Here is a 25,446-nt window from a genome sequence, read left to right as displayed (position 1 = left end):
TTCTAACGATGCGCCGGGCGCACTCGCCAGACGGCAAAGGGCAGAACCAGCGGGTCCAGGCGCAGCGACTGCCATCGGCCCTGCCAGCTCACGCGCTCGCCGCTCATCAGGTCCTCTCCCAGAAGTGTTGCCTCATCAGGCAGTCCGAACAGCCCGAAAGGCAGTTCGAACGCGGCCTCCCGAGGCTCGAAGGGGTCGAGGTTCACCGCTATCAGCAGCACGTTATCCAGGGTGTCGGTGGCCTTGGAGAACAGCAGCAGGCGGTCGTTGTCAATCAAATGAAACGTGACGCCCAGATGGGTATGCAGCGCGGGGTTTTCACGCCGAATACGGTTGAGCTGGGCGATCTCGTAGCTGATATTGCCCGGGGCCTGGTAGTCGCGTGGGCGAATCTCGTATTTTTCGGAATCGAGATACTCCTCCTTGCCAGGCACCGGCGCGCTTTCGCAAAGCTCGAACCCCGAGTACATGCCCCAAAGCCCGGAACCCAGCGCGGCAAGTGCCGCTCGCTGCAAAAAGCCGCCTCGCCCGGCGGTCTGCAGAAAGTAGGGGTTGATATCCGGGGTGTTGACGAAGAAGTTGGGCCGGTAGCCTTCGCGCATGGGGGAGCGGTTGAGCGTGGTGAAATACTCGGTCAGCTCCGCCTTGGTATGGCGCCAGGTAAAATAGGTGTAGCTCTGGTTGAAGCCTACCTTGCCCAGGCGCAGCATCATGGGCGGACGGGTGAAGGCTTCAGCCAGGAACATCACCGCCGGATCGCGGCCACGTATATCGGCGATCAACCACTCCCAGAACGGCAGCGGCTTGGTGTGGGGGTTATCCACGCGAAAGATCTTGACCCCCTCGTCGACCCAGCCCTGAACCACGTCGCGAAGCTCACGCCAGAGCCCGGGAACGGCGTCCTCGGCATAAAAGTCGACGTTGACGATATCCTGGTATTTCTTGGGTGGGTTCTCGGCGTAGCGAATCGTGCCGTCGGGCCGCCAGGAAAACCAGCCGGGATGCTCGGCAAGCCAAGGGTGATCCGGGGAGCACTGAATGGCGAAATCCAGCGCGATCTCCAGACCATGCTCGGCGGCTAACTGCACCAGTTCACGAAAGTCCTCGCGGCTGCCAAGCTCGGGGTGGATGGCCTCGTGGCCGCCCTCCGGGCTTCCGATCGCATAGGGGCTGCCCGGATCGTTCGGGCCTGCCTCCAGGGTGTTGTTGGGGCCTTTGCGGTGCTTGCGCCCGATGGGATGAATGGGCGGGAAATAGAGCACGTCAAAGCCCATGTCGCGAATCAGCGGCAGGCGCCTGTGCACATCCTTGAAGGTACCGTGGCGGCTGGGGTCGTCGGTTTCCGAGCGGGGGAAAAGCTCGTACCAGCTGGCAAAGCGGGCCTTGAGCCGCTCCACCTCCAGCGGATAGTGGGTGTGCGTGCGCGTCAGGTGTGGGCGCGTATCGGCTTCACGCATCCACTGGGCAGTGTCACTGTCCAGCAAAAGAGCGACGCGCTCCTCTTCTTGCTGGGCCGCTTGAAGCTCTTCATGGCGCGTGGTGAGCGCTTCTTGCAGGCCGCCCAGGGTCTGCTCGGCGGCGCGCTCGATCAGCCGACGCCCCTCTTCCAGTTCAAGCGTAATCGACACCCCGGCGGCGTGCTTTTTGGAAAGCTCCATGCGGTAGGTGGCGAAAACGTCCCACCAGGCTTCGATAAAAAAGCTGTGACGGCCTACCCGCTCGGGCGTGAAATGGCCCTCCCAGACATCCAGGCCCAGCGGTCTGGCCAGTTGCATGGGCGCCCGCTGCTCCTGGCCCAGGTCGTCGGACCAGACGATCTGGGCGGCGAGTACGTCATGGCCGTCGGCGAAAATTGTGGCGCTGACCCGGGCCGGCTCGTCGACCACCAGCTTGGCGGCAAAACGGCCGTCATCAAGGGTGGGGGAGACATCTTCTATCGCGATGCGCGGGGCGTTGACGGCCCCGGACAGCGCGTCCTTGTCCGATGAAGCTGAATCAAAAGTCGAACGCATGGCTTGGCTCTCCTTGCAAAGACGTGAGTACGCTTGGCCGCCTAGTGGCTTGGGGCGGGGTGATCCGCGTGCTTGACCAGTTCCAGCAGCGCAAGCGAGCGACCCTCCATCGCCAGCGCCTCGCCCAGTGCGCGCGGCGTTTCATCATCGGGTCGGCTGGTATCCAGGCGACATTGCCAGACGCCGCCCTGAGCAGTCTCGGGCAGCGTGAAGGTCACGCTGTCCTCATGAGCGTTGAAGATCAGCAGCAGGGTGTCATCGGCCCCGGCGCGGCGGATGCCGCTGGGTTGGGCACGGCCATCCAGAAGTAACCCGAGGGTGCGCGCACCCGGGTCTTCCCAGCGCTCGACGTTCATTTCCTGGCCATCCGGGGCGAGCCAGGTCACTTCCTTCAGACCCATTGCCTCGTTGTATTCCCCGCTCAGAAAGCGGCCACGACGCAGGATGGGGTAGCGCAGGCGCAAAGCCGAGACCCGGCGGACGTACTCGATCATGGCGTGGGCGTCACCTTCGAGGTTCCAGTCCAGCCAGCTGATCTCGTTATCCTGACAATAGGCGTTGTTATTACCCTGCTGGGTACGCAAAAGCTCGTCGCCGGCCAGCAGCATCGGGGTGCCCTGGGAGAACAGCGTGGTCGCGATCAGGTTACGGATCTGGCGCAGACGCAGCGCCTTGATCTCCGGGTTGTCGGTGGGGCCTTCCTCGCCGTAGTTGCTGGAAATATTGTGGCTATGGCCGTCCTGGTTACCTTCGCCATTGGCGTCGTTATGCTTGTCGGTGTAGGCGACCAGGTCATAAAGCGTGTAGCCGTCGTGAGCGGTGACGAAGTTCACCGAGGCAAAAGGGCGCCGCCCCCGGTGGTTGAAGATGTCCGCCGAGCCCATCAGCCGGGTGGCCAGTTCCGGCAACTGGCCTTCATCGCCGCGCCAGAAGGCACGAATGCAGTCGCGGTAACGATCGTTCCACTCCGCCCAGCCCGGCGGGAAGCCGCCTACCTGATAGCCACCGGGCCCGCAGTCCCAAGGCTCGGCGATCAGTTTCACCCGGCTGAGTATCGGGTCCTGGCGACACGAGTCTAGAAAGCCGCCGCCTTCGTCAAAGCCGTGAGGTTCGCGCCCGAGGATGGTGGCCAGGTCAAAGCGAAAGCCATCGACGCGCATTTCGGTGGCCCAGTAACGCAGGGAGTCGGTAACCATCTGCAGCACGCGCTGATGGCTCAGGTTCAGGGTGTTGCCGGTGCCGGTGTCGTCGATGTAGTAACGCGGCTCATCCGGCAGCAGCCGGTAGTAGGAGGCGTTATCGATGCCCTTGAGCGAAAGCGTGGGACCCAGTTCGTTGCCTTCCGCGGTGTGGTTGTAGACCACATCGAGAATGACTTCCAGGTCGGCGGCGTGATAGCGCGCCACCAGTTCCTTGAACTCATTGATGTTATCGCCGGAAAGATAGTGCGAATGAGGCGCGAAGAAGCCCAGGGTATTATAGCCCCAGTAGTTGTGAAGCCCCTGATCCTGCAGGTGCTGATCATCGACGAAGGCGTGGATGGGCAGAAGCTCCACCGAGGAGACACCCAGCGAGCGAATGTAATCCACCACGTCGTTGACCATCAGCCCGGCGAAGGTGCCGCGCAGCGCTTCCGGTACCGAGGGGTGGCGCATGGTATAGCCGCGCACGTGGGTTTCATACACGATGGTGTGATCCCAGGGAAGCTGGACTTCCCGCGAGCGTCCCCAGGTGAATGCCGGGTCGACCACCTTGCAGCGAGGCATGAAGGGCGCGCTGTCACGCTCGTCGAAACTCAGATCTTTTTCCGGATGGCCGATGGTGTAGCCAAAAAGGGCCTCGTTCCACTTGATCTCGCCAACGATCTGCTTGGCGTAGGGGTCCAGCAACAGCTTGTTGGGGTTGAAACGATGCCCCTCCTGGGGGGCATAGGGGCCGTATACGCGGTAGCCATAGAGTTGACCCGGCCGGGCATCGGGCAGGTAGCCATGCCATACCTCGTCGGTGTATTCGGGCAGTTCGACACGCTCCAGTTCCTGTTCGCCGGTCTCGTCGAAAAGGCAAAGCTCCACGCGGGTCGCATTGGCGGAGAAGAGCGCAAAATTCACGCCCAGCCCGTCCCAGGTGGCGCCAAGAGGAAATGACCATCCTTCGTGTACGCGGGTGTGGCGCATCACGCTCGGGGACTCGTCGGTGGCAACGGAGCTGTCGCCGTCCCGTGGGGTCTGGCTTATCGTCATCATTCATTCCTTGAGCCAAAATGCTCGAATGGGGAAGCGCTGGCTACCCCTTGCCTGAGTCGTTACGTTGCCCGGGCCTTCAACGGTGCCCAGGTCTTCAACTGTTTTACTTGTCGGACTTGGTGGCCTTTTTCCGGGGGGCGGTTTTCTTGGCGGGCTTGGCCGCCTTGGGGGCCTTCTCCGCAGTGGCCTTGCCCCGGCCACCGGGCTTCGTTGCGCGCTTGGCGGGTATGGCCGGGGCGGGCTCCTGAGGTGAGTGGCCGCGATCCTGTACCGGTACCTCGTCTTCCGCGATGTCACCGTCGGTCGCGTCCTCGCCGGACATGCCCTCGTCAAGCGTGTCCACGCCGTCTGTCTCTACACCGGACAAGCCTTCATCCGTCAGCGCCTGGCCTGGCGAGTCTATCTCGTCCAGCGCGGCGTCTTCGGGGTTATCCAGCGGCAGGCGGTTTTCGTCGATCCCCATCTCGTCCTCTTCAAGAGGAAGCTCGTCTTCGAGCATGGGCGACTCATCGCGAGGGGCGGCAAGGTCGTCCTCGATCTCGCTGTCGGTAACATTTTCGGCTGCGGCGATCTTGAGGGCACGCTCCCAGTGCTGCTGCTGCTGTCCTTCCGGGCGCCCTTCGGCTTCCCAGATACTGTAGGCCAGTTGGCGTACGCGTTCGTTGTCGGTCATCTCGGCTCTCCCTGCGCTATGCGCTTGTGTCGGTGCGGTTTAGAGGGCGATAAAGCGATAAGGCATCGCTCGCGCTGCCTGTCGGGTCATCGTGGATAAAGATCTCCACAGGCAGCTCGTGAAGTAGCTGTGCAAGGGGGCAGCCCTGTTGCCCCGCCTCGACGCTGACCTCGGTCAACACGCTTTTCCAACTGCCCGCAGGCAGCATTAGATGCGTATCCTCCCAGCGAGCGGGGGGAATATGCGCCTGATGGCTATCGTCCCGAGAAACATCGCCCAGCAAGGCGGCGCTCAACCGGGGGAGCACCACCAGAAGCCTTACATCCTGGTATTGTCGAATAAAGGCCACCACGTGATGGGCGTACTCGCCAAAGGCTTCAAGAGGCTGGTAATCCCCTTCGAGGAAAAGCGAAGGCTGGCGGCTTCTCAGAGCCAGGAGCCGGGCAACCAGTGTCTGCTTGATGCGCCCGTCGCGCCAGGTGGAAAGGGCTGCAGCGGGCGAAAGATGCTCGTCGAGAGCGGCCTTGCGCATGGCGTAATCGACCGGGCGGCGGTTGTCCGGGTCCACCAGGCTGTAATCCCAGAACTCGTTGCCCTGGTAGAGATCCGCCACGCCGGGCACGGTCAGGCGCAGCGTCGCTTGCGCCAGGCCATTGATGGCCCCGGGCAGATCCAGCGTGCGCGCAGCGCGATCGAGCGCGTCACGCAGCGAAGGCGTGGTTAAAAGCCCCTTCAGAAACTGGCGGCACGCCGACTCGTACGCTTCATCGGGCCAGAGCCAGTGGCTTCTCAGCTTGGCTTCGCGCAGAGCCTTTTGCTGCCACTCGCCCAGTCGCTGGATGAAGGCCTCCATTGCCTTTTCATCTTCAGGGTCGAGAGAGGGTGGCCAGGCGGCCAGTATCATCTGATAAAGAATCAGCGTATCACCCGGCGATGGCGCGGGGCCTTCATCGAGCGTCTGGACAAGCGGGGCGGCCAGACGTTGCCACTCATCGACGTATTGCCTGAAAGCGACGGCGTGCTCGCTCAGAGCGGCCAGCCGGGCGCGAACATCCTCACCGCGCTTGTGATCGTGCGTGGCGGTGGTCACCATGGCGCGGGGGAAGTCCTGAGCGCGCCGGGCGTTGGCTGCATGGAAATGGGCCGGGGTGTGGCTGAAGTGTTCACCATCAAAGCCCACGTCGTTGCGCGAGATCAGCGCGGCGCTGCGGTAGCCGGCAGTATCCTCCACGGCCTTGGCAGCCACGGGTGAGGTGAGCTGCTGAAATCGCACGATGGCGCGGTTACGCAGGGCGCGTTCGGTAGCATCACGACATTCGTTGGGCGCCTCGCCTCCCAGCCAGCGCTCAAGGACGTCCAGGGCGGCGCTATCCGGCGGGCTCAGCATGCTCTTGGCGCCTTCCACCGCCTGTTGGAAAAACGCCTCGTCGGCCTGGGGGCGCCCGTTGTCGTCGGCATAGCTTCGATAGATGGGAAAGTGCACGACCAGGGCTTTCAGTGCCCGGCTGATGGCACCCAGGGTGAGATCGCGATGTTCAAGGCTTGCCCGGGCGATGGCGTGAAGTGCTTGGGCACAGGCGGTGTATTCACTGGCAAGCAAGGAGGTGAGGATTTCGCCTCGGGCCTGGCGCACCTCCGTGATGAAATCCGGGTCGCGGTCACTGACCTCGTGCCAGAGCGTTTGCAGCGGCGCCGCTCCCGCGGGGTCGTGCATGAGCCCGGACACCTCGTTCATGAACTCGTAGCCGCTGGTGCCATCCACGCCCCAATCCGTGTGCAGCGTTTCGCTATCGCCGAGAATCTTTTCCACATAAAGTGCCACGCGACGCGGCGCTTCGCTGGGCCGGTTGTCCTGCACGGCGTCCAGGTGCTGGCGCAGGCGCAGACAGTAGCCGCGCGGGTCAGCCAACCCGTCCACGTGGTCGATACGCAAGGCGTCTACCCAGCCGGCTTCCACCAGGCGCAGCGGCAGGGCGTGCACGGCCTCGAATACCGCCGAGTCCTCCACGCGTAGCCCGCCAAGTTCGGTAACGTCGAAAAAGCGCCGCCAGTTGATCTCGTCACTGGCGGTGCGCCAGAAGGCCAACCGGTAGTGCTGGCGCGACAGCAGCGCGTGCAATCGTTGGGCCCCGTGGGCGGTGGTGGCGTCAAAAAGCGCCAGGACGGCCTTGAGCGATGCCTGGGCATCGGGGGCTTCCAGCACCTTGGCTAGCTGGGCACGGACTTCCCGGCATTGAAGGTAGGGTGCGTCCTGCTGGGCCAGGGCGTCGAAGAACGCCGCCTGTTCGTGGAGAGTATTGTGCTCGGCAAAGCGCAGAATATCCCCATAGTGGCGCGGGTCGATGGGAAAGCGGTGCTCGTGGTAATCGACATGAAAGCCTGACGCGTCATCGAAGCGCAGGGGAAGCTCGCCGGAGGTCAGCGTTTCAAGATAAGGCGCGCCGAGAAACGGTGCGAGCAGCTTGCCGGTCAGCAGCGGGTCGGGCGAGTGCCAGTCGATATCGAAAAACGTCGCGTAAGGACTCTGCTCGCCCCAGGTCAGCACTTCCTGCCACCAGAGGTTTTCCGAACCGCCCACGGCCAGGTGGTTGGGCACGATATCCAGGATAAGCCCCATGTGATGGGCGCGAAGCGTCTGAACCAGCGCACCGAGTGCCTTTTCACCACCGATTTCCTCGTCGATGCGGGTGGGGTCGACACCATCGTAGCCATGGGGCGAGCCCTGGCGCGACGCTTGAAGCGGCGAGGCATAAAGATGGCTGATTCCCAGTTCGGCGAAGTAGCCTACCAGGCGCTCGGCATCGAGAAGTGTGAAGTCCTTGTGAAACTGAAGCCTGAGCGTTGCGCGAATGTCATTCATGAGCGGCTCCCTTCCTGGATGATGAAGGGCGCAACGGCGCTTCAGCGGGTGAATGGCGACGTGCCCGGGTAAGACGTTCAAGGCGCTGGCGTATTTCAGGGCAGTCCAGAAGCGACGGGGTGTCTGCCGCCAGACGGCGACGCCAGTTGGGGTGGCCCTCGCCGCTGTTGGGTACATTGGCCTGTTCTTCAAGGCCCAGGACGTCTTCCACGGGAATCAGCACCAAGGGCGCCTGGGTAGTCGCCAGGTGCTCAAGACTTGCCTCCAGCACCTGGGAGGTGGGTATATCTGCGGCTTCCAGGCCCTTGGGGGCGGGCGGGTCACCCAAAAGCCCGAGCGTGGTGGCAAGCCTTACACGCTCTTCTTGGCGAGCCTGCGCTTCGCTCTCCTCGCTTTGGGTGGGCTTGAGAAGGCCCAGACGGCTTCGCCATTGAATGTCCCGGCCTGCCCACCAGCCCGCCACGGTAGGCAGGTCGTGGGTCGAGGTGGTGGCAAGTGCCTTGGAGGACCACTGATCGGCACTCAAGAAACGCTGCTCGTCATCCTGCTCGAACCACAGTACCTGCATGCCCAGAATGCCGCGAGCGGCGAGCTTTTCGCGAAAGCCGGGAGCGACGGTGCCCAGATCTTCACCGATGACGATAGCACGATGACGCCACGACTCCAGCGCCACCAGGCGAAGCATCTCCTCGAGCGGGTAGCTCAGGTAGCCGCCTTCGGTGGGGGAGTGGCCCGCCGGCACCAGCCACAGGCGCATGAGGCCCAGTACGTGGTCGATACGCAGCCCGCCGGCGTGGGCGAAACCGCTTCGCAACATGTCGATGAAGCTTTGAAAGCCCGAGCGCACAAGCCCCCAGGGGGAAAAGGCCGCCAGCCCCCAATCCTGGCCCTGGGCGTTGAAAAGATCCGGCGGCGCGCCGATGGAGAGCCCTTCGAGCATCTCCCCGGGCCGGCTCCAGGTCTGGCTGCCGGCATGATCGACACCCACCGCCAGATCGGCGATCAGCCCGACCGCCATGCCCGCCTCGCGGGCGTTTTGCTGGGCGCGCTCGAGCCCGTCGGCAACCAACCACTGAAGGAAGGCGTGAAAGCTGATTTCCAGGGCATGGGTCTTGGCGAACGCGTTGACGTCGTCGCTTCTGGGATCGCGAAGCGGGGCCGGCCAGTCATGCCAGTCGCTGAACCCTTGTGCTTGTTGCAAGGCCTCGAAGCGGCAGTGGTTTTCCAGAACCTCTCCGCCGGCCTGGCAAAAGGCCCGAAGCTGTTCGTGCAGGGCGCGGGCCTGCTCGGTCTCCTGGGCGATAAAGTCATCAAACAGAAAGCGCAGCCAGGTGAGCTTGGCTCGGGAGGCGCCGGGCCAGTCCACAAACTCCTTGCCTTCCAGCGCCGCTAGCGTCTTCTCGAGGCCGCTTTGCGCCTTGGCCTTCTGAACAACGGCCTCGCCCAGAAGCGCTTGCGGGGCACAATAGAGCACGTTGTAAAGCAGCCGACTGGATGGCGAATACGGGCTGTAATGATGGATGCTTGCGCTGAACATGGCGTGGGTGGGGCTGATCGCCAGGGCGTCCGCGCCCATCGAGGCGGCGCTATTCGCCGTCTCGGCAAGTGCTTTCAAATCGCCGATACCGCCATCACCGGTTCGGCGCAGCGCATAAAGCTGAGCGGCCATACCCCACATTCGCGGCGTGGGGTCGTTGTCGGCGTCCGCCGGGGTAAAGCAGCGCGGCGGTGCCACGGCCAGTGTAAGCGTGACACCGGCGATTACCAGTTGATGGTAGCCGGGTTCCTCAATACCGGGAACCGAGCCGTCTCTGGCAAGGGTGCCTTCTTGCTGGCCACCTTGTTCCCGCGTAAGCGTAAACCGGGTGCCCGGGTCAAGCGGGGAGGGCAGGACGATAGGCGTATCCACGTCTGCAGTAATCAGCGGCGGCCAATCGGCCGGGCTTTTCGGGGCGTGCAGCTGCTCCAGGCGTTTCAGGCCTTCAGCGATGTCGGAGGCAGAATCGGTGGCAAACCCCAGGCTATTCAAGAGCCGATGCTGAGCTTCTTCGGATAGACGGCAAGGCTCTCCGTCGCTGTTGTCCCACTCAAGCAGCAGACCCGCCGCAGTGGAAAGCGCGTTGAGGCGAGTGTTCATGAAAGCGCTCCTTGATCGCTTGAACCGGGTTTGAGCCATGCCGCGGCCGAGCGTGGCGGCAATTGTCCTGTTTCTGCCGAGCTTGCCACGCCTTCACGACTTTCATACAGGTGCGCCTTGAAAGAGAGCCTTTCATTACTCAAGGCGCTACTTTCAACCGGCGCCTGGCCCAGGTTCAGGGCGATCACCAGCTGGGCGCCGTCCCCCAGGCGCCAGCGGGCCAGCACGGCCTTTTCACCGATAGGCTCTGCACCCAACGCTTTCGCCCCTTCAAGGCGCGGCACGATATGCTGGTGACGTAGGGCCAGCAGGGTGCGATAGCGCTCGAGAATGGCGCTGTGCGGTGGTGTTTGTTGCGCATCGAAGTCGGGAATCGAGGCGGTGAAGGTGTCGAGTGTGTTGGGGTCGGGAATGCGCTCGCGGGTCTTGGCGTCCTTGAACGCACTGAAGTCGGCGAACTCTGCCCGGCGGCCTTCGCGAACCGCCTCGGCCAGCGTCTCGTTGTGTTCGGTGAAAAACAGGAAGGGGCGCGTCGAGCCCCACTCTTCGCCCATGAACAGAAGCGGTACCATGGGCGAGAGCAGCAATAGCAAGGTGGCCGCCGCCAGGCCATCCGGGTCCGCCAGCACGCTCAGACGCTCGCCCAGGGCCCGGTTGCCGGTCTGGTCGTGGTTTTGCAGGAACGCCACAAAGGCAGTGGGCGGAAGATGGCCGCTGGGCTCACCCCGACGGTGACCATGACGCGAGGCGGCCCCCTGATAGATAAACCCTTCACTCAAGCAGCGTGCCAGACGCTTGGTCGCCTCCTCGGTAAAATCGCTGTAATAGCCCTCGTACTCGTCGGTGAGCAGCACATGGATAACGTTATGCCAGTCGTCGTTCCATTGAGCATTGAACTGCGGCGCTTCAAGCAGCGTGGCAGTATTGGCCTCGTTTTCAAGCACCAGATGAACGTGGCGCTCGGCAGGGATTTCCCGGCGAATCGTCTCGGCAAGCTCTGACAGGAAGTCCTGCTCGCTGATGGCGTGCACGGCGTCAAAGCGCAGTCCGTCCAGGCGATACTCTTGAAGCCACATCAGGGCGTTGTCGATAAAAAAGCGCCGCACCATGGGCACGCGAAAGTCGATGGCCGCGCCCCAGGGCGTGGGAATATCGTCGCGAAAGAAGTCACTTGCGTAACTTGCCAGATAGTTGCCATCCGGGCCGAAATGGTTGTAAACCACGTCGAGAAAGACCGAAAGCCCCAGAGCGTGGGCCTCGTCGACCAGTGCTTTCAGTTCTTCAGGACTACCGTAGGAGGCTTCTACCGCGTAGGGCAGTACGCCGTCATAGCCCCAGTTGCGCGCGCCGGGAAACTCCGCCACCGGCATGAGTTCGATGGCGGTGATGCCCAGCTTTTGCAGGTAGGGCAGGCGCTGGCGTACGCCTTCAAAGCCACCCAGCGCGCCTACGTGCAGCTCGTAAAGCACGGTTTCCTGCCAGGGGCGCCCCTGCCATTCGGGGTGGCGCCATGGGTAGTGGTTCGGGTCGATGACCACGCTCGGCCCATCGACATCGCCAAGCTGCGCCCGGGCGGCAGGGTCGGGCACTCGCTGGTCCCCGCCGTCTGAAAATACCCGGTAGCGGTAGCGTGCGCCGTGGCCACAGGGAAGCTCGGCGCTTACGCAGCCGTCATCGCTTTTCTCCATGGCCACGCTTTCCAGGCCTTCTACTTCAAGTTCGACCCGGTCGGCGTCCGGTGCCCAGAAGACAAAGCGCGTTAAAGACGCATCCATGACCTGGGCGCCGAGAGCGGGGCGGCCCAGGGTGTGATGTTGACTCCGTTCAAACATCGCTTTGACTCCTTCAAATGCGCTGCGCCATGCTGGTTTCGGCCTCGATGGCCTGCTGGTAGAGCTTGCTGTAGGGAACGATGGACTGGCGCCAGTGGTAGCGACCGGTCATGGCGGCGCCCCGCATGGCGTTGAACAGATCCGTCGATTTATGTACGGCGAAGGCGCGCTGAATGGCGCGCATGTAGCTGCCAAGCTGCATATCGTCGAACAAGAAGCCGGTGACGCCGTCCTCGATGGTATCGGCAAGCCCGCCGGTGCGGTGGGCGATGGGTAGCGAGCCAAAGCGCTGGGCGTACATCTGGCTGAGCCCGCAGGGTTCGAAACGCGAAGGCATCAGCAAAAAATCGCTTCCAGCGAACAGACAGCGCGCCTGGTACTCGTCAAAGCCGATATAAGCGGTCACGGCACCCTGATAGCGTCTGGCGAGCGCACACAGCGCCTGCTCGACCTCATGCTCGCCGCTGCCCATGAAGACAATCTGGCCGCCGGCCTCGACGATGGCCTTGGCCGCTTCGATGGTGAGATCCAGCCCCTTTTGATGCACCAGGCGCGATATCACCACGAAAAGCGGCCCCTGGCTCTGCTTCAGGCCAAAGCGGCCACGAACGTAGTCGGCGTTGGCCTGCTTGCCGCGCCAGTCGTTGGAGGAGAACGCCTGAATCAGGTGGCTGTCGGTACGCGGGTCCCAGGAGTCATCGATCCCGTTGGGAATACCGCTTAGACGTCCCTGCTCGGCTTTGCAGCGCAAAAGCCCATCCAGGCCACAGCCAAAGTTGGGTGTAGTGATCTCCAGGGCGTAGGTCGCGCTTACCGTGGTGACGTGGGTGGCGTAATTGATGCCCGCCTTCATGAAAGAGAGCTCACCGTAATACTCGACGCCGTCGATATGAAACGCGTCTTCCGGTACGCCCAGCGGTGCCAGACGCGAGGCGTCGAAAATACCCTGATAGGCAAGATTGTGAATCGTGAAGATGCAGGGCACAGGTGTTTGCTGCCAGTGAAGATACGCCGGCGTCAAGCCGCAGGCCCAGTCGTTCAGGTGCAGCAGGTGCGGCTGCCAACCCAGGCCCCCCTTGCCCTGGGCGATATCCGCCGCTGCCCGGCAAAGCCGTGCAAAACGGATGTCGTTGTCCGCCCAGCCTGTGTCCTGGCCATCGCCGTAGCCGCTGGAGCCGCGCCCATAGGGCGTGCCTTCCCGGTCATAAAGCTCGGCACAGAGCAAGACATAGACGATAAGCCCGTCGCGGCAGGTGATCTGGCCTATTTCACACGCGGGCAAATCGGCAAAAGCCTCGATTCGGCCTACGGGGGTAATGACATGATCCGAGGCAAGGATCTCGCGATAGGCGGGGATCAGCACCCGAACATCGTGATGCGCCGACAGCGCCCGAGGCAGGGCGGAAGAGACATCGCCAAGCCCGCCGACCTTGACGAAATCGCTCATCTCGGTGGTCACGAACAGTATCTGTTGCGAGAGGAGGCCGTCCGGTGCATGGCGTTGGCCGGTAAATGCATTGGCTGAGTTATCGACGCTTTTCCTGTTAGCGCTCTTTTTAAGCTTATAATTGGCGGCTCTTGAACGAGAGATAAAAGAAGCTTTGATTTTATTGGTAATTGCCGTCTGCCCAACTTCTTTTAAACTCTCTTGCGGCTCGCTTTTGTTACTGGTTTCCTCGCTCAACACCCCTTCGCCCATGCTCAACCTCCCCGGTTATCATGACAGCTACTTTTGGATTAGATAAGTCATCATTCGGCGACGTTCCTGTCGACCGCCCACGCCAAGCCCGGCAGCGGGTACGTAAATCACTTTAGTTGAAAAATGGTAAAGGAGTTAAGTTTTAGTAAACCATAATCTAGGTCAACGTTTTATTGGCGTTTTAACTTTCTAAAGTTTCTTAAGATATGAATTGTTTATTTAATATAATAAGTGTCTAAAATATATGAAGTTTATGTATATTCTTTAATAAGTATCAACGTTTAGTGTTTATTGCTGATTTTTTGAGTCTGAAAAGCTGTCTTTATTAATACTTTGGGTTGCAGTTTAAATATTTTTGCTATCTCTTTGATTTATAAGGAAGGTGTTTTCTTGATTAAAACGGCGCCAGAAAAGCGCCGTGGACAATGAGGAAAGCGTATTTAACCGGATAATGAAAGGAAAAAGAGAATCAAGGGCGGCGAAAGCAGCGAGAGAATAAAGCCATTGACCACGGCAATCGGGACGCAGGCCACTCCGCCGTGCTGTTGAATCACGGGCAAGGTGAAGTCCATGGAGGTAGCGCCGCCGTAACCGATCGCAAGCGCAGCATGGCGGTGAATGATCAGGGGAATCAGCATGAAGGCCAGAAGCTCTCGGGCCAGATCGTTGAAAAAGGCCACCCCGCCCAGTAGCGGCCCCAGCTGGTCGCCAATCAGAATTGCCGAGAGCGAATACCAGCCAAACCCGGCGGCCAGGGCCAGGCCTTCGTTGACCGGCAGTGATAGAAGCGGGGCGGCAACCGCGCCTGCCAGAAGCGAGCTTGCCGCCAGCGTCACGGCAATGGCGAGCCCCAGACGATTGAGCAGGATCTGCCTTAGCGCCATACCGGAGTTGCGCAGCTGACAGCCAATCAGCGCAAGCAGCGCGTATAGCACCCATTCCGCCAGAGTATCGGCGGTGGTGAAAAGCCTCTCGCCCAGGTAGGGGCCAAGCACGAGCCCCGTGGCCACCCCCATGATGACGACCACCAGCAGTAAAAGTGAGCCCTGCATGGCTGTCAGTTTGCTTATCGGGGCGTCTTTTACCACGGGGGAAGCGCCTGTCTTTAGCGCCACCCGACGGGAGAGCCCCCAGAGCGCGGTGAGGTTGAAGGCTGTGGTGATACCAAACAGTATCAGTGCACTGCCGCCGAGCTGCGACAGCTGGCCAATCAGGTTCTCAAGACCGGCAAGGCTTGCGCCCATCAGCAGCAGGATAAGATATACCGAGCCATTGACGGCGTGGTTGATCCAGCGCTGTAGCCGGGGGGAGCGCACGCGAACCAGATAGCCCCCGATCAGGGGCAGCAAGATGATGAATAAACCTGAGAGCATTTAACTGTCGCTTGGGTTGAACTGGGTCAACGTGATGGTGGTATCCCGTCGGCCGTCCTTGAAGGACTCGGCGGAGAGGATCAGCCCCGGCCAGTCAGGGTGGAAGTTGATCTGCAGATGCCGGTCGGGTTTGTCCACATCCATCAGCATGACGCTTTGGGTGTCAAACTCGCCGGCGGGGACACTGACGCTGGCGGTTGCGTTGGTGTAGTACTGGAAATGCTCGTCCCGGCCGCGATGGTCGACGAACTCGATATCGCAAGGGGCGCGCTGGGTGCAGGTCTCATGGCCTGCACGGCGGGAAAGGTCGAAAATCGCCGCCTGACGGTCCAGAGCGAAAAGCTCGTTCTCGTTCAGCTGGTAGCTGTCGCCTACGCCAAACAGCGAATAGCTGCTGTTGTATAAAAGCGAGCGGGTCTGCTCGCCTTCCACGGAAAACCGGCTACGCTCTTCGCCACGCGCCACCGCGACGGAAAAGCGCATGCTGCTTAACCAGTGACGTCCTTCCTGGCTGAACGTATGGCGCACCGTGGCACCGGGCCAGCCGCGTATTTCCAGCCGGTAGCGGGCGTCGAAGGGGCGCGGCTCGGTCAGAGGCGTATCGTCTGCGTACACCGCAGCGCCCGGCAGCCCGATACCCAGAACGGCCAGCAGGACACCGGCGCTAAATCGCTTTTTCTTCACTGTCGGTTGCAAAACGCAAGGCACAGGCCCTTCTCCTTTTGATCAATCGTCCTTAAGAGCCTTAAACCTAGCACTTTGTTCACGTTTCGTGCTCTGTTCACGCTTTCGTGCTGTGCAGGCCGACCCCGACTGAAACGCGTCAGTAGCCGTCGCCTGGATCAATGGTTGCCAGTGTCTCTCCCGCTTCAAAGGCGTGAATATAGGAAATCACTTGATCGATCGCGTCGTTGAGCGGGGTGGGGGCGGCCATATGAGGGGTGATGATAACACGCGGGTGGCGCCAGAGAGGGTGGTCGCTGGGCAGCGGCTCTTCGCAGAACACATCCAGCAGCGCGCCGCGTAGATGCCCCGGCGCCTGCTCGCTTCCCAGTGCCTCAAGAAGGGCGGTTTCGTCGATGAGGTTGCCGCGGCCCGGGTTGATCACGCAGGCCCCCTCAGGCAGGCGCCGCAGACGCTCGGCGTTCAGGATGCCTCGGGTGGAGGGGGTGTCCGGTAAAATGGTCACCACGCTTTGCACCTGGCTCAAAAGCTCATCGAGGCCTGCTTCGCCGTGCAGGCAGTGCACTCCTTGAATCTTTTTGGGCGAGCGGCTCCAACCCAGCACAGGAAAACCTGCCTGATCGAGCGTGGTGGCGACAAAGCGCCCAATAGCACCCAAACCCAGCACACCTACCGGCCATCGGGATTTTTCGACGACATCTTGCGGCTGCCACCTCGCCTGGGTTTGCTGGGCCGCGTAGCGGTCCAGGCTCCGATAGAAATGCAGCACGCCGTAAAGGACGTAATCGGCCATCAACTCGCCCATGCCCGCATCGCGCAGCTTCACGATCGGCACCCCGGCGGGCAGCCCCGGCGAGGCCAGCAGGAAATCCACCCCGGCGCCCAGGTTGATAATGCCCTTGAGCGCGGTCTGCTCTTCAAGCAGGTGATCGGGCGCCTTCCAGACGGCGAGGTAGTCGGCCCCCCGGCGATCCTCTGCCGGGGCGTCGCTGGTCAGCACGGTTGCGTGGGGAAACGCCTCGCTCAGGGCTGCCTGCCACTGGGGGGCCTGATCATTGTGCACCACGATTTTCATCGAAAGCTCCTGTTGATCGCATGTTGTCGGTTCCAAGCTATCATGGGTTAAGTGGGGTAAGCGCTGCAAGGATGCTGCAGGCGCCCTGTCGCCATGAGAGACGGCATTCAAGCCAACAGGGATGAGGAAATTCGTCATGATAACCCGCCAGATACGCGTGGTCACCCGCCAACGCAGTGGCAAAGGCTTTACCTATAAAACCGCCCGGGGCAATACATTGCGCGACCAGCGCTGGCGAGAGTGGATCGATTCGCTGGCCATCCCGCCGGCCTGGCACGAGGTCGAGATCACTCTTGACCGGCGTCACCACATCTATGCTACCGGACGCGACGACGCCGGGCGCAAGCAGTACATCTACAACCCCGAATGGCGCGAGAAGCGCGAGGCGCTGAAGTTCGACCGGATGGTGGATTTCGCCCAGAAGCTGACCCCCATGCGTCGGGTCACCGGTCAGCATCTTCTACTGGAGGGCCTGCCCCGGGAGAAGGTGCTGGCGTGCATGGTGCGCCTGATCGATAGCGCCTATTTCCGTCCGGGCAGCGAGCGCTATCGCCAGCAGAACGACTCTTTTGGCCTGACCACCATGCGCTCGAAGCACTTGACCATCGATGGCGACGAGCTGATCTTCGACTACCGGGGCAAAAGCGGCCAGGACCAGCATCGGGTGGTGGAGGATGCGCGTCTGGCAAGCGTGGTGGCGGAGCTTGATGACACGCCGGGCTATGAAATCTTCAAGTACTTCGACGACGAAGGCAACAAGGTGCGTGTGGATAGCAGCGATCTCAACGATTATATCCGCGATGTGATGGGTGAGGCTTTCAGTGCGAAGGATTTTCGTACCTGGGCAGGCACCTCCATTGCTGCACTGGCGCTGGAGGAGCTGGGCCTGGGAGATAACGATAAAACCAGCGAGAAGAATGTGCGTCAGGCCGTCGAGCGGGTGGCAAAGTCGCTGGGCAATACACCGAGTATCGCCAAGGCAAGCTATATCGATCCCCGGGTGGTGGAGAGTTATCTGGACGGCCAGACCCTTGAGAACTTCCGTCAATTGATCGAGGCCGAGCTCGATAAGGAGGATCTGACCGGCCCCGATGAGCGCGCCGTGCTCGAACTGTTGAAAAGCCGTCTGGATCGCAGGAAATAGCCAGCTCATGGGCGCGCATCCCCGTCTCGGGGGACGGCTTCATCCAGGCGGGCCTCTGAGCTTTTTTTATGACAAAGACTTTGACCGGAAGCTAAGGGTGGGTGCTAGTATCGGCTTGAGACGACGTTGGCGCTTGAGCAGGGTCAGGTCGATCCAGTGGCCCAGCAAGCTGGTTCTTATCCTTGATGGCGAGTTGTTCGATGAATGAGGTCTCTCTGCCTTTTACTCGCAAAGAGTATGCAAACCGCCTTTGGAAGGTGCGAACGGAAATGGCTGGCCGTGGTATCGACGTATTGATCGTCAGCGACCCGTCCAACATGGCGTGGCTGACCGGTTACGACGGCTGGTCGTTCTATGTGCATCAATGCGTACTGGTCGGCCTTGAAGGCGAACCGGTCTGGTTCGGCCGGCGGATGGACGCCAACGGGGCCCTTCGCACCTGCTGGATCCATCCGGACAACATCACCTACTATCCCGACTATTACGTGCAGAATCCTGACATGCACCCCATGGAATACCTGGCCCAGTCGATCATGCCCGACCGCGGCTGGCACACCGGCGTCGTCGGCATGGAGATGGATAACTACTATTTTTCCGCCAAGGCGTACCAGAGTCTGCTGCGCGAGCTGCCCCATGCGCGCTTCATGGATGCCAACGCTCTGGTGAACTGGTGTCGGGCGATCAAGTCGCCCCAGGAAATCGCGTACCTGCGCGTGGCGGGTAAAATCGTTGAAGGCATGCACTCGCGGATCATCGAGGTCATCGAGCCCGGCCTTCCCAAGAGCAAGCTGGTGTCGGAGATCTATCGGGTCGGCATCGAGGGGTTCGTGGACGAGAACGGCCGTGTGTTCGGCGGCGACTACCCGGCCATCGTGCCGATGTTGCCCACCGGCAAGGATGCCGCCGCCCCCCATCTGACCTGGGACGACACGCCGTTTCGTAAAGGCGAGGGCACCTTTTTCGAGATCGCTGGGGTGTTCAAGCGCTATCACGTGCCGATGTCGCGTACCGTCTTTCTGGGCACGCCACCCATGGATTTCATTCGCGCCGAATCCGCCTTGCTTGAAGGTATCGATAACGGACTCGCCGTGGCCAGACCTGGCAACCGCACCGCCGATATCGCCATGGCGCTGGGGGCTGCGATGGATAAATATGGCTTCGACCGGGGCGGGGCCCGCTGCGGTTACTCCATCGGGCTCTCCTACCCACCGGACTGGGGCGAGCGCACCATGAGCCTGCGCCCCTCGGACGAGACGATCTTGAAACCCGGCATGGTCTTTCACTTCATGCCCGGTCTGTGGGTGGACGAGTGGGGCCTGGAGATCACTGAAAGCATCTTGATCACCGAGAAAGGCTGCGAGACGCTGGCCAACTTTCCCCGACAGCTGTTTGTAAAATAACGCTCGATGCGATCACTGACGAAAAGGACTCTCGAATGACCCCGCAACCGAACACGCTACGGCCAAGCCCTGTTTCCGCCACCGTGGATTTCGAAGCCGACGGCGTTCAGCACGGGTTCCTGAAGCTTCCCATTTCGACCGATGTTTCGGCCTGGGGAGCGGTCATGATTCCTGTCACTGTGGTGAAGAACGGCGAAGGGCCCACGGCGCTTCTCACCGGCGGCAACCACGGCGATGAGTACGAGGGCATCACCTCGCTCTTGAAGCTTTCCAATACGCTGACCGCCGAAGACGTCAGCGGGCGGGTGATCATCGTGCCATGCATGAACACCCCGGCGGTGATGGCGGGTACGCGTACCTCACCGATGGATAAGGGCAACCTCAACCGCAGCTTTCCCGGCGACCCCAATGGCGGCGTCACCGCGCAGATCGCCGACTACTTCACCCGGGTGCTGGTCCCCATGAGCGACGTGGTGCTGGATCTACACTCCGGCGGGCGCACCCTGGACATTCTGCCCTTCGGCGCGTCCCACGTGCTCGACGACAAGGCCCAGCAGCAGGCGGCCCTCGAGGGTGCCAAGGCGTTTGGCGCGCCCTACGCCATGGTGATGTTCGAACTCGACGCCGAGCGGCTATTCGATACCGCCTGCGAGCGCCAGGGCAAGGTGTTCGTGGCCACGGAGCTTGGCGGCGGCGGTACCTCGACCCCGCAAAGCATGGCGATCACTGAACGCGGCGTGCGCAATTTTCTGATTCATTACGGGCTCATCGAAGGAGACGTCGACATGCCCGACGGCGGGCAGATGTATCTGGATATGCCGGATGCCAGCTGCTACGTGCAAAGCCGCCACCAAGGCGTGCTGGAGCTGGCCGTCGCCCTTGGTGAGCGCGTGACCCGGGGCCAGGTGATGGCCTACGTGTATGACATGACCCGCACGGGCAGCGAGCCGGTAGCCTATCGCGCCGAACGTGACGGTATCTTGATGGCGCGTCGCGCGCCGGCACTGGTCAACATGGGCGACACCATCGCCGTGATTGCCGATGTCGTCGAACGCCTCGAGGCCTGATCCCGGGCATGATGAAACTCGACCGTTTCGATCTGAAGATTCTCGATATCCTTTCCCGGGATGGGCGTATCACCAAGTCCAAACTGGCCGAGGCGATCAATCTCTCGATCAGCCCCTGCTGGGAGCGCGTGAAGCGTCTGGAGCAAGCCGGCGTCATCGAAGGCTATACGGCGCGTATCAATGCCGACGTATTGGTGGCGCGCAACCCGGTCTGGGTGCAGATCGAACTCAAGGCGCATCACGCCGAAAGCTTCGCCCGTTTCGAGGCGCTGGTAGTGGAGACCCCGGAGGTAACCGAGTGCGTGGCCGTGGGCGGCGGGGTGGATTACCTGGTGAAATTCGAAGCCCGCAGTATCGATAGCTACCAGCGACTAATGGATGCTTGGCTGGTGTCCGAGGTAGGCATCGAGCGCTACTGCACCTATATCGTCACCAAAACCGTCAAGCGGCGCGCTCTAGGTATCGACGCCGCAGATATCGATTAAAGCGTTCCAAATAGCGACGTCTGAACGTCGGCCAGCCCCCCGGTGGGGTCTTCGCTGACGCGGTTGCGCCCGGTATTCTTGGCGGCATAAAGCGCTTGATCGGCGGCTTTTATCAACTTCGCTAGCGCCTCGTCGTGATCCAACAGCCCCGCGCAAACACCCACGCTCACCGTCACATGTCTGTGATCGGACTCCCGATGAGCAATCTCGAGTTCGGCCACCCCCGCCCGAATCTGTTCGGCCAGTAATGCGCCCGACACGGCGCTATTCGGGCTATCGGTATGTAGTACCAAAAACTCCTCGCCGCCATAACGGCAGGCGGTATCGCGAGGGCTACAGGCACCTTGAAGGACGGTGGCAATTTTTCTCAAGCACTCATCGCCCTCGTCGTGGCCGTAGGTGTCGTTGAACGCCTTGAAATGGTCCACATCGATCAAGATGACCGCCGCGTACTGATCAGGCGCGCGTCTCGAGCGCGTAAGCGAGGCGGAGTGCCGGTTCAGCCCCCGGCGATTGGCAAGTCCGGTCAATGGGTCGATATGGGAAAGCCGGTCCAGAGTTTCGTTACGTTTGGCAAGCTCGACGCGAAGCTCTTCGGCGTTGACGCGCTGTAGATAAAGGCGCAGCGACTCGGTCGAAAAGCGGTAGTTGGCCATCAGCGTCAGCACTACCGTGGGTACACCTACTACCAAATAGTTGATCACGTACTCCGCATTCGCTCCGGGCAAGAACCAGATGATGGTGCAAAGACATAGGCAAACAAAGGCCGAGGCGGCCACGCTGTATTCGAACGGGTGGGCCAGCACGATGGTCAGAGCCAGCTGATAAACGAGCCCGGCGTAGAAGTAGTACAGCACTCGAGGGTCGCTGGTGCCCAGTAAGCTCAAGCTCCATACCAGCATGGCAATACAGACCGAAATGGTGCTGGCAAGCTCCTTGTGACGAATGGGGCCGGGACGCCGAAGATACCAAAACATGAAGCTCGCCAGCGGAACCGCGGCGATAAGGCGCATGATGGCCGACCTAAAACCGGTGTCCGGGAGCAGGTACATATCCATGGGGATATAAAAAACGTAAAGAGCCGTTACCAGAATGCTCAGTAGACGCAGGGTATTAATCCGGTGCTGGTACCGGTCGATATCGTAGCGCTCTTTTACCGTCATGGTGCCGCTGGTCTGGGCCAGCAACTTGAAGTAAAGCAGTCGGTACACAGTGATCTCACAGAGTTATCGTTTTTCTGCGCCAGTGCGCCAATCAAGCTCTAGAAGGCTCATTCTCGACGTGGTCGATATAACCTTGGGCAGGCGAAAAATATTAGCACCAATGCCTGATGGTCATAGCTCTCTTTTTGTGCAGTTAAAGCACTCACTAAACGGTTTTGCTTGTTCGAAAAGTGTGCTTACCAAAAAAAAGGCTGTCGAGAACCGTGTTTGAGGAAAAAAAGCCGTTCATGGCGGGAGTTTTCAAAAACACTTCGTGTCGCGTCTTCTTTAATCTGTATCGACTGCACACGGCAAATCTTTAGCCGTATGCCCATCGTTTACGCACAGTCAGGCCGGCGCTTTGATACGCGCCGGCGAAAGGAAGATGCTCATGATCCCGCTATCGACGACGCTTGCCAAACGCCTGAACGACCCGCGCCTGTTTCGCCAGTACGCCTACGTGAACGGCAAATGGATCCACGGCGAAGGCGGGCGTGAAGAGGCCGTGTATGACCCGGCGACGTGTGAGGTCATCGGCCATATTCCGCTGCTGGAAGCCAACCAGATCACCGCGGCCGTCGACGCGGCGGAAAACGCCTTTACCCAGTGGCGCCTGCTGCGCGCCGACGAGCGCTGCGAGCGCCTGCTGGCCTGGTTTGATCTGATTCAGGCCAACCGGGAAGATCTTGCCATGATCATGACGCTGGAGCAGGGCAAGCCACTACCCGATGCGCGCGGTGAAGTGGAGTATGGCGCAAGCTTCGTACGCTGGTTCGCCGAGGAAGGGAAACGCACTTACGGGGAAACCATTCCCAGTCATATTCCCAACGCAACGCTTGGCACGATCAAGGAGCCGGTGGGGATCGCGGCGATGATCACCCCCTGGAACTTCCCGCTGGCGATGATCACCCGCAAGGCCGCCGCCGCCCTGGCCGCGGGCTGCCCGGTGATCATCAAACCCGCCAACGAGACGCCGTTCTCGGCGCTGGCGCTGGCGGAGCTTGCCGAGCGCGCCGGGATTCCCGCCGGCATTTTCAACGTGGTGCTGGGTGAACCCGCCGAGGTTTCCAAAATACTGTGCAGCGAGCCGCGCATTCGCGCCCTTTCGTTTACCGGCTCCACCCGGGTAGGGCGGCTGCTCATGGAGCAGAGCGCCGGTACCGTCAAGCGTCTTTCCCTGGAGCTTGGCGGCAACGCGCCGTTCATCGTTGGCCCGGACATGGACCCGAAGGAGGCCGCGCTCGCCGCGGTGGCCGCCAAGTTCCAGACCGCCGGGCAGGACTGCCTGGCCGCCAACCGCATTCTGGTGCATGAATCTCTTCATGATGCGTTTGTCAAGCATTTTGCCGAGCGCATGGCAGCACTCACTGTGGGCAATGGCCTGCTGGGCGAGATTGATCTTGGCCCGCTGATCCATCGTCAGGCGGTGGAAAAAGCCGCCGCGATTGTCGACGACGCGCTTTCCAGGGGCGCTACGCTGGTAGCCGGCGATCAAGGTCAGGCGCCGGGCGAGAACTTCTTCATGCCGGTGCTGCTGACCGGCGTGACCCCGCAGATGAAGGTCTGGCGCGAGGAAAACTTTGCCCCGGTGGCGGGCATTACGGCGTACGGCAGCGATGACGAGGTCATCGAGCTTGCCAACGACACCGAGTACGGCCTGGCCGCCTACCTCTACACCCACGATATTCGCCGCATCTGGAAGCTGATGCGCGCGCTCGAGTACGGCATGGTCAGCGTCAACTCGGTGAAGATGACCGGGCCGCCGGTACCCTTTGGCGGCGTGAAGCAGTCCGGCCTTGGCCGCGAGGGGGGCGCCACAGGCATCGATGAGTATCTCGAAACCAAGTACTACTGCCTGGGCGCGCTGGGTTCGGTGTCGGGGAGCTAGCGGAGAGTGTCGCCGGAAAGCCCGCAATGTTTCAAATGCCACCCCGCTGATCGGGGAGGTTTATCGTATAGAGAGAACGCTATGAGCCAGCATCAGGATCTGATTGACCGCGACCGCAAGGTCACGTTTCATGCCTCCACCCACCTCAAGGATTTCGCTCATGGCGACGCGCCGGGCCGGGTGATTACCGGCGGCAAGGGCATCAATATCGTCGACAAGGATGGCCGCGAGTTCATCGACGGCTTCGCCGGGCTTTACTGCGTGAACATCGGCTATGGGCGCACCGAAGTGGCCGAGGCGATCTACAAGCAGGCGCTGAAGCTTTCTTATTATCACACCTACGTGGGCCACGCCAACGAGCCGCAGATCGAGCTCTCCGAGCGCATCGTCAAGGCCGCGGGCATGAACATGTCCAAGGTGTATTACGGCATGTCAGGCTCGGATGCCAACGAAACCCAGCTCAAGATCGTGCGTTATTACAATAACGTGCTGGGCCGCCCGCAGAAGAAAAAAGTCATCTCGCGCATGCGCGGCTACCATGGCTCCGGCATCGCCTCGGGGTCGCTTACCGGCCTCAAGGCCTTCCACGACCATTTCGATCTGCCTATCGACACCATCCGCCACACCGAGGCGCCGCACTATTATCTACGTAGCGCCGAGCAGCACGGCATGAGCGAGCGTGAGTTCTCGGCGTTCTGCGCCGAGAAGCTCGAAGCGATGATTCTCGATGAAGGGCCGGACACCGTGGCCGCCTTCATCGGCGAGCCGGTACTCGGCACCGGGGGGATCGTGCCGCCGCCGGAGGGTTACTGGGAGGCGATTCAAGCGGTTTTGAACAAGTACGATGTGCTCTTGATCGCCGATGAAGTGGTCTGTGGCTTCGGGCGTACCGGGGCGGCCTTCGGCAGCCATTACTATGATATCAAGCCGGATCTCGTGACCATTGCCAAGGGGTTGACCAGTGCCTACCAGCCGCTTTCCGGTGTGATTGTCGGCGACAAGGTGTGGAAGGTGCTCGAGCAGGGAACCGGTGAGTTCGGCCCCATCGGCCACGGCTGGACCTACTCCGGCCATGCGCTTGGCTGCGCCGCGGGCATCGCCAATCTGGATATCATCGAGCGGGAAAATCTCGTCGGCAACGCCGCGGAAACCGGCAGCTACTTCCAGCATCAGTTGAAGACAGTCTTCGAAGGTCATCCGCTGCTGGGCGACGTACGCGGTGTCGGCCTGATGGCCGCGCTGGAATTTTCGCCGGATGCCCGGGAACGGCTGCACTTCGACCCCGCCTTGAAAGTCGGCCCGCGGGTGGCCGCCGCCGCGCTCGAGGAGAACCTGATTGCCCGGGCCATGCCCCAGGGCGATATCCTGGGTTTCGCGCCGCCGCTGACCATCAACCGCCAGGAGGTGGACGAGGTGATCGCGCGCGCCAAACGCGCCATCGATCGGGTGACCGATGAGTTGACGCGCTCGGGGGATTTGAAAACCGGTCAACAGGAAGCCGCCTTCACGGTGTGACAGAACTACTTGGCTGGCTGGTTGGCGCCGCTGCCCGTGCAGCGGCGTTTCTTGTTGTGCAGACCGCTTGTTATATAGACAGCTTGTTGTGGTAACGGATAGCTATGTAAACCATTACCGTTTCGTCAGGCTGATTGGTGCAGCTTCGATAGCTCCT

17 protein-coding genes are annotated in these 25,446 nt (G+C 61.2%); 6 read left to right on the top strand and 11 right to left on the bottom strand.

What is annotated here, in order from left to right; genetic code table 11:
• Positions 1–2 precede the first annotated feature (2 nt).
• The 10 genes from ACWF8S_RS13270 to ACWF8S_RS13225 all read right to left on the bottom strand — a co-directional run bounded on the left by ACWF8S_RS13270 (position 3) and on the right by ACWF8S_RS13225 (position 16,588).
• A complete protein-coding gene (locus ACWF8S_RS13270) occupies positions 3–2,012 on the bottom strand; it encodes an alpha-1,4-glucan--maltose-1-phosphate maltosyltransferase (RefSeq protein WP_447553820.1) in 2,010 nt (669 codons plus the stop codon).
• Positions 2,013–2,053: 41 nt separating this feature from the next.
• The gene (glgX, locus tag ACWF8S_RS13265; RefSeq protein WP_447553818.1) at positions 2,054–4,252 is read right to left on the bottom strand and encodes a glycogen debranching protein GlgX; all 2,199 of its coding nucleotides are present in this window, start codon (positions 4,250–4,252) and stop codon (positions 2,054–2,056) included.
• A 106-nt stretch (positions 4,253–4,358) separates the two neighbouring features.
• On the bottom strand, positions 4,359–4,928 hold the full coding sequence (locus ACWF8S_RS13260; protein ID WP_447553817.1) for a DUF2934 domain-containing protein: 570 nt from the start codon (positions 4,926–4,928) through the stop codon (positions 4,359–4,361).
• Between the two features lie 16 nt (positions 4,929–4,944).
• Positions 4,945–7,788 (bottom strand): malto-oligosyltrehalose synthase, encoded by a 2,844-nt coding sequence (treY, locus tag ACWF8S_RS13255; RefSeq protein WP_447553815.1) that lies wholly within the window; start codon positions 7,786–7,788, stop codon positions 4,945–4,947.
• On the bottom strand, positions 7,781–9,925 hold the full coding sequence (gene malQ / locus ACWF8S_RS13250) for a 4-alpha-glucanotransferase (RefSeq protein ID WP_447553814.1): 2,145 nt from the start codon (positions 9,923–9,925) through the stop codon (positions 7,781–7,783). The genes treY and malQ overlap by 8 nt, the downstream gene beginning before the upstream one ends.
• Positions 9,922–11,757 carry a malto-oligosyltrehalose trehalohydrolase gene (treZ, locus tag ACWF8S_RS13245; protein WP_447553813.1) on the bottom strand — a complete coding sequence of 612 codons (1,836 nt, stop codon included), beginning with the start codon at positions 11,755–11,757 and terminating at the stop codon, positions 9,922–9,924. The genes malQ and treZ overlap by 4 nt, the downstream gene beginning before the upstream one ends.
• A gap of 13 nt (positions 11,758–11,770) precedes the next feature.
• Positions 11,771–13,348 (bottom strand): glycogen synthase GlgA, encoded by a 1,578-nt coding sequence (gene glgA / locus ACWF8S_RS13240; protein ID WP_447556603.1) that lies wholly within the window; start codon positions 13,346–13,348, stop codon positions 11,771–11,773.
• Positions 13,349–13,896: 548 nt separating this feature from the next.
• Positions 13,897–14,829 (bottom strand): lysine exporter LysO family protein, encoded by a 933-nt coding sequence (locus ACWF8S_RS13235; protein WP_447553811.1) that lies wholly within the window; start codon positions 14,827–14,829, stop codon positions 13,897–13,899.
• Positions 14,830–15,537, bottom strand: coding sequence for a hypothetical protein (locus ACWF8S_RS13230; protein WP_447553810.1), 708 nt, complete (start codon positions 15,535–15,537; stop codon positions 14,830–14,832). It abuts the gene before it with no gap.
• Between the two features lie 115 nt (positions 15,538–15,652).
• On the bottom strand, positions 15,653–16,588 hold the full coding sequence (locus tag ACWF8S_RS13225; RefSeq protein WP_447553809.1) for a 2-hydroxyacid dehydrogenase: 936 nt from the start codon (positions 16,586–16,588) through the stop codon (positions 15,653–15,655).
• 136 nt (positions 16,589–16,724) lie between these two features.
• Here ACWF8S_RS13225 and ACWF8S_RS13220 point away from each other — a divergent pair, with 136 nt between their 5' ends.
• The 4 genes from ACWF8S_RS13220 to ACWF8S_RS13205 all read left to right on the top strand — a co-directional run bounded on the left by ACWF8S_RS13220 (position 16,725) and on the right by ACWF8S_RS13205 (position 20,684).
• Positions 16,725–17,732 (top strand): DNA topoisomerase IB, encoded by a 1,008-nt coding sequence (locus tag ACWF8S_RS13220; RefSeq protein WP_447553808.1) that lies wholly within the window; start codon positions 16,725–16,727, stop codon positions 17,730–17,732.
• Positions 17,733–17,932: 200 nt separating this feature from the next.
• A complete protein-coding gene (doeA, locus tag ACWF8S_RS13215) occupies positions 17,933–19,132 on the top strand; it encodes an ectoine hydrolase DoeA (protein WP_447553807.1) in 1,200 nt (399 codons plus the stop codon).
• 35 nt (positions 19,133–19,167) lie between these two features.
• Positions 19,168–20,199 (top strand): N(2)-acetyl-L-2,4-diaminobutanoate deacetylase DoeB, encoded by a 1,032-nt coding sequence (gene doeB / locus ACWF8S_RS13210; RefSeq protein ID WP_447553806.1) that lies wholly within the window; start codon positions 19,168–19,170, stop codon positions 20,197–20,199.
• A gap of 8 nt (positions 20,200–20,207) precedes the next feature.
• Complete coding sequence (locus ACWF8S_RS13205; protein WP_447553805.1) at positions 20,208–20,684, top strand: Lrp/AsnC family transcriptional regulator; 477 nt, start codon at positions 20,208–20,210, stop codon at positions 20,682–20,684.
• Here the strand turns inward: ACWF8S_RS13205 and ACWF8S_RS13200 are convergent.
• Positions 20,681–21,895 (bottom strand): GGDEF domain-containing protein, encoded by a 1,215-nt coding sequence (locus ACWF8S_RS13200; RefSeq protein WP_447553804.1) that lies wholly within the window; start codon positions 21,893–21,895, stop codon positions 20,681–20,683. The two genes, ACWF8S_RS13205 and ACWF8S_RS13200, sit on opposite strands and share 4 nt — an antisense overlap.
• A 382-nt stretch (positions 21,896–22,277) precedes the next feature.
• On the opposite strand from ACWF8S_RS13200, the gene ACWF8S_RS13195 reads away from it, so the two are divergent.
• Complete coding sequence (locus ACWF8S_RS13195) at positions 22,278–23,774, top strand: NAD-dependent succinate-semialdehyde dehydrogenase (protein ID WP_447553803.1); 1,497 nt, start codon at positions 22,278–22,280, stop codon at positions 23,772–23,774.
• A gap of 81 nt (positions 23,775–23,855) precedes the next feature.
• On the top strand, positions 23,856–25,289 hold the full coding sequence (locus ACWF8S_RS13190) for an aminotransferase (RefSeq protein ID WP_447553802.1): 1,434 nt from the start codon (positions 23,856–23,858) through the stop codon (positions 25,287–25,289).
• Positions 25,290–25,446: the final 157 nt, after the last annotated feature.

Source organism: Vreelandella xerophytica (genome assembly GCF_968048975.1).
The sequence above is the reverse complement of the archived record's forward strand: the minus strand, read 5'-3'. Positions and strand labels throughout refer to the sequence as shown.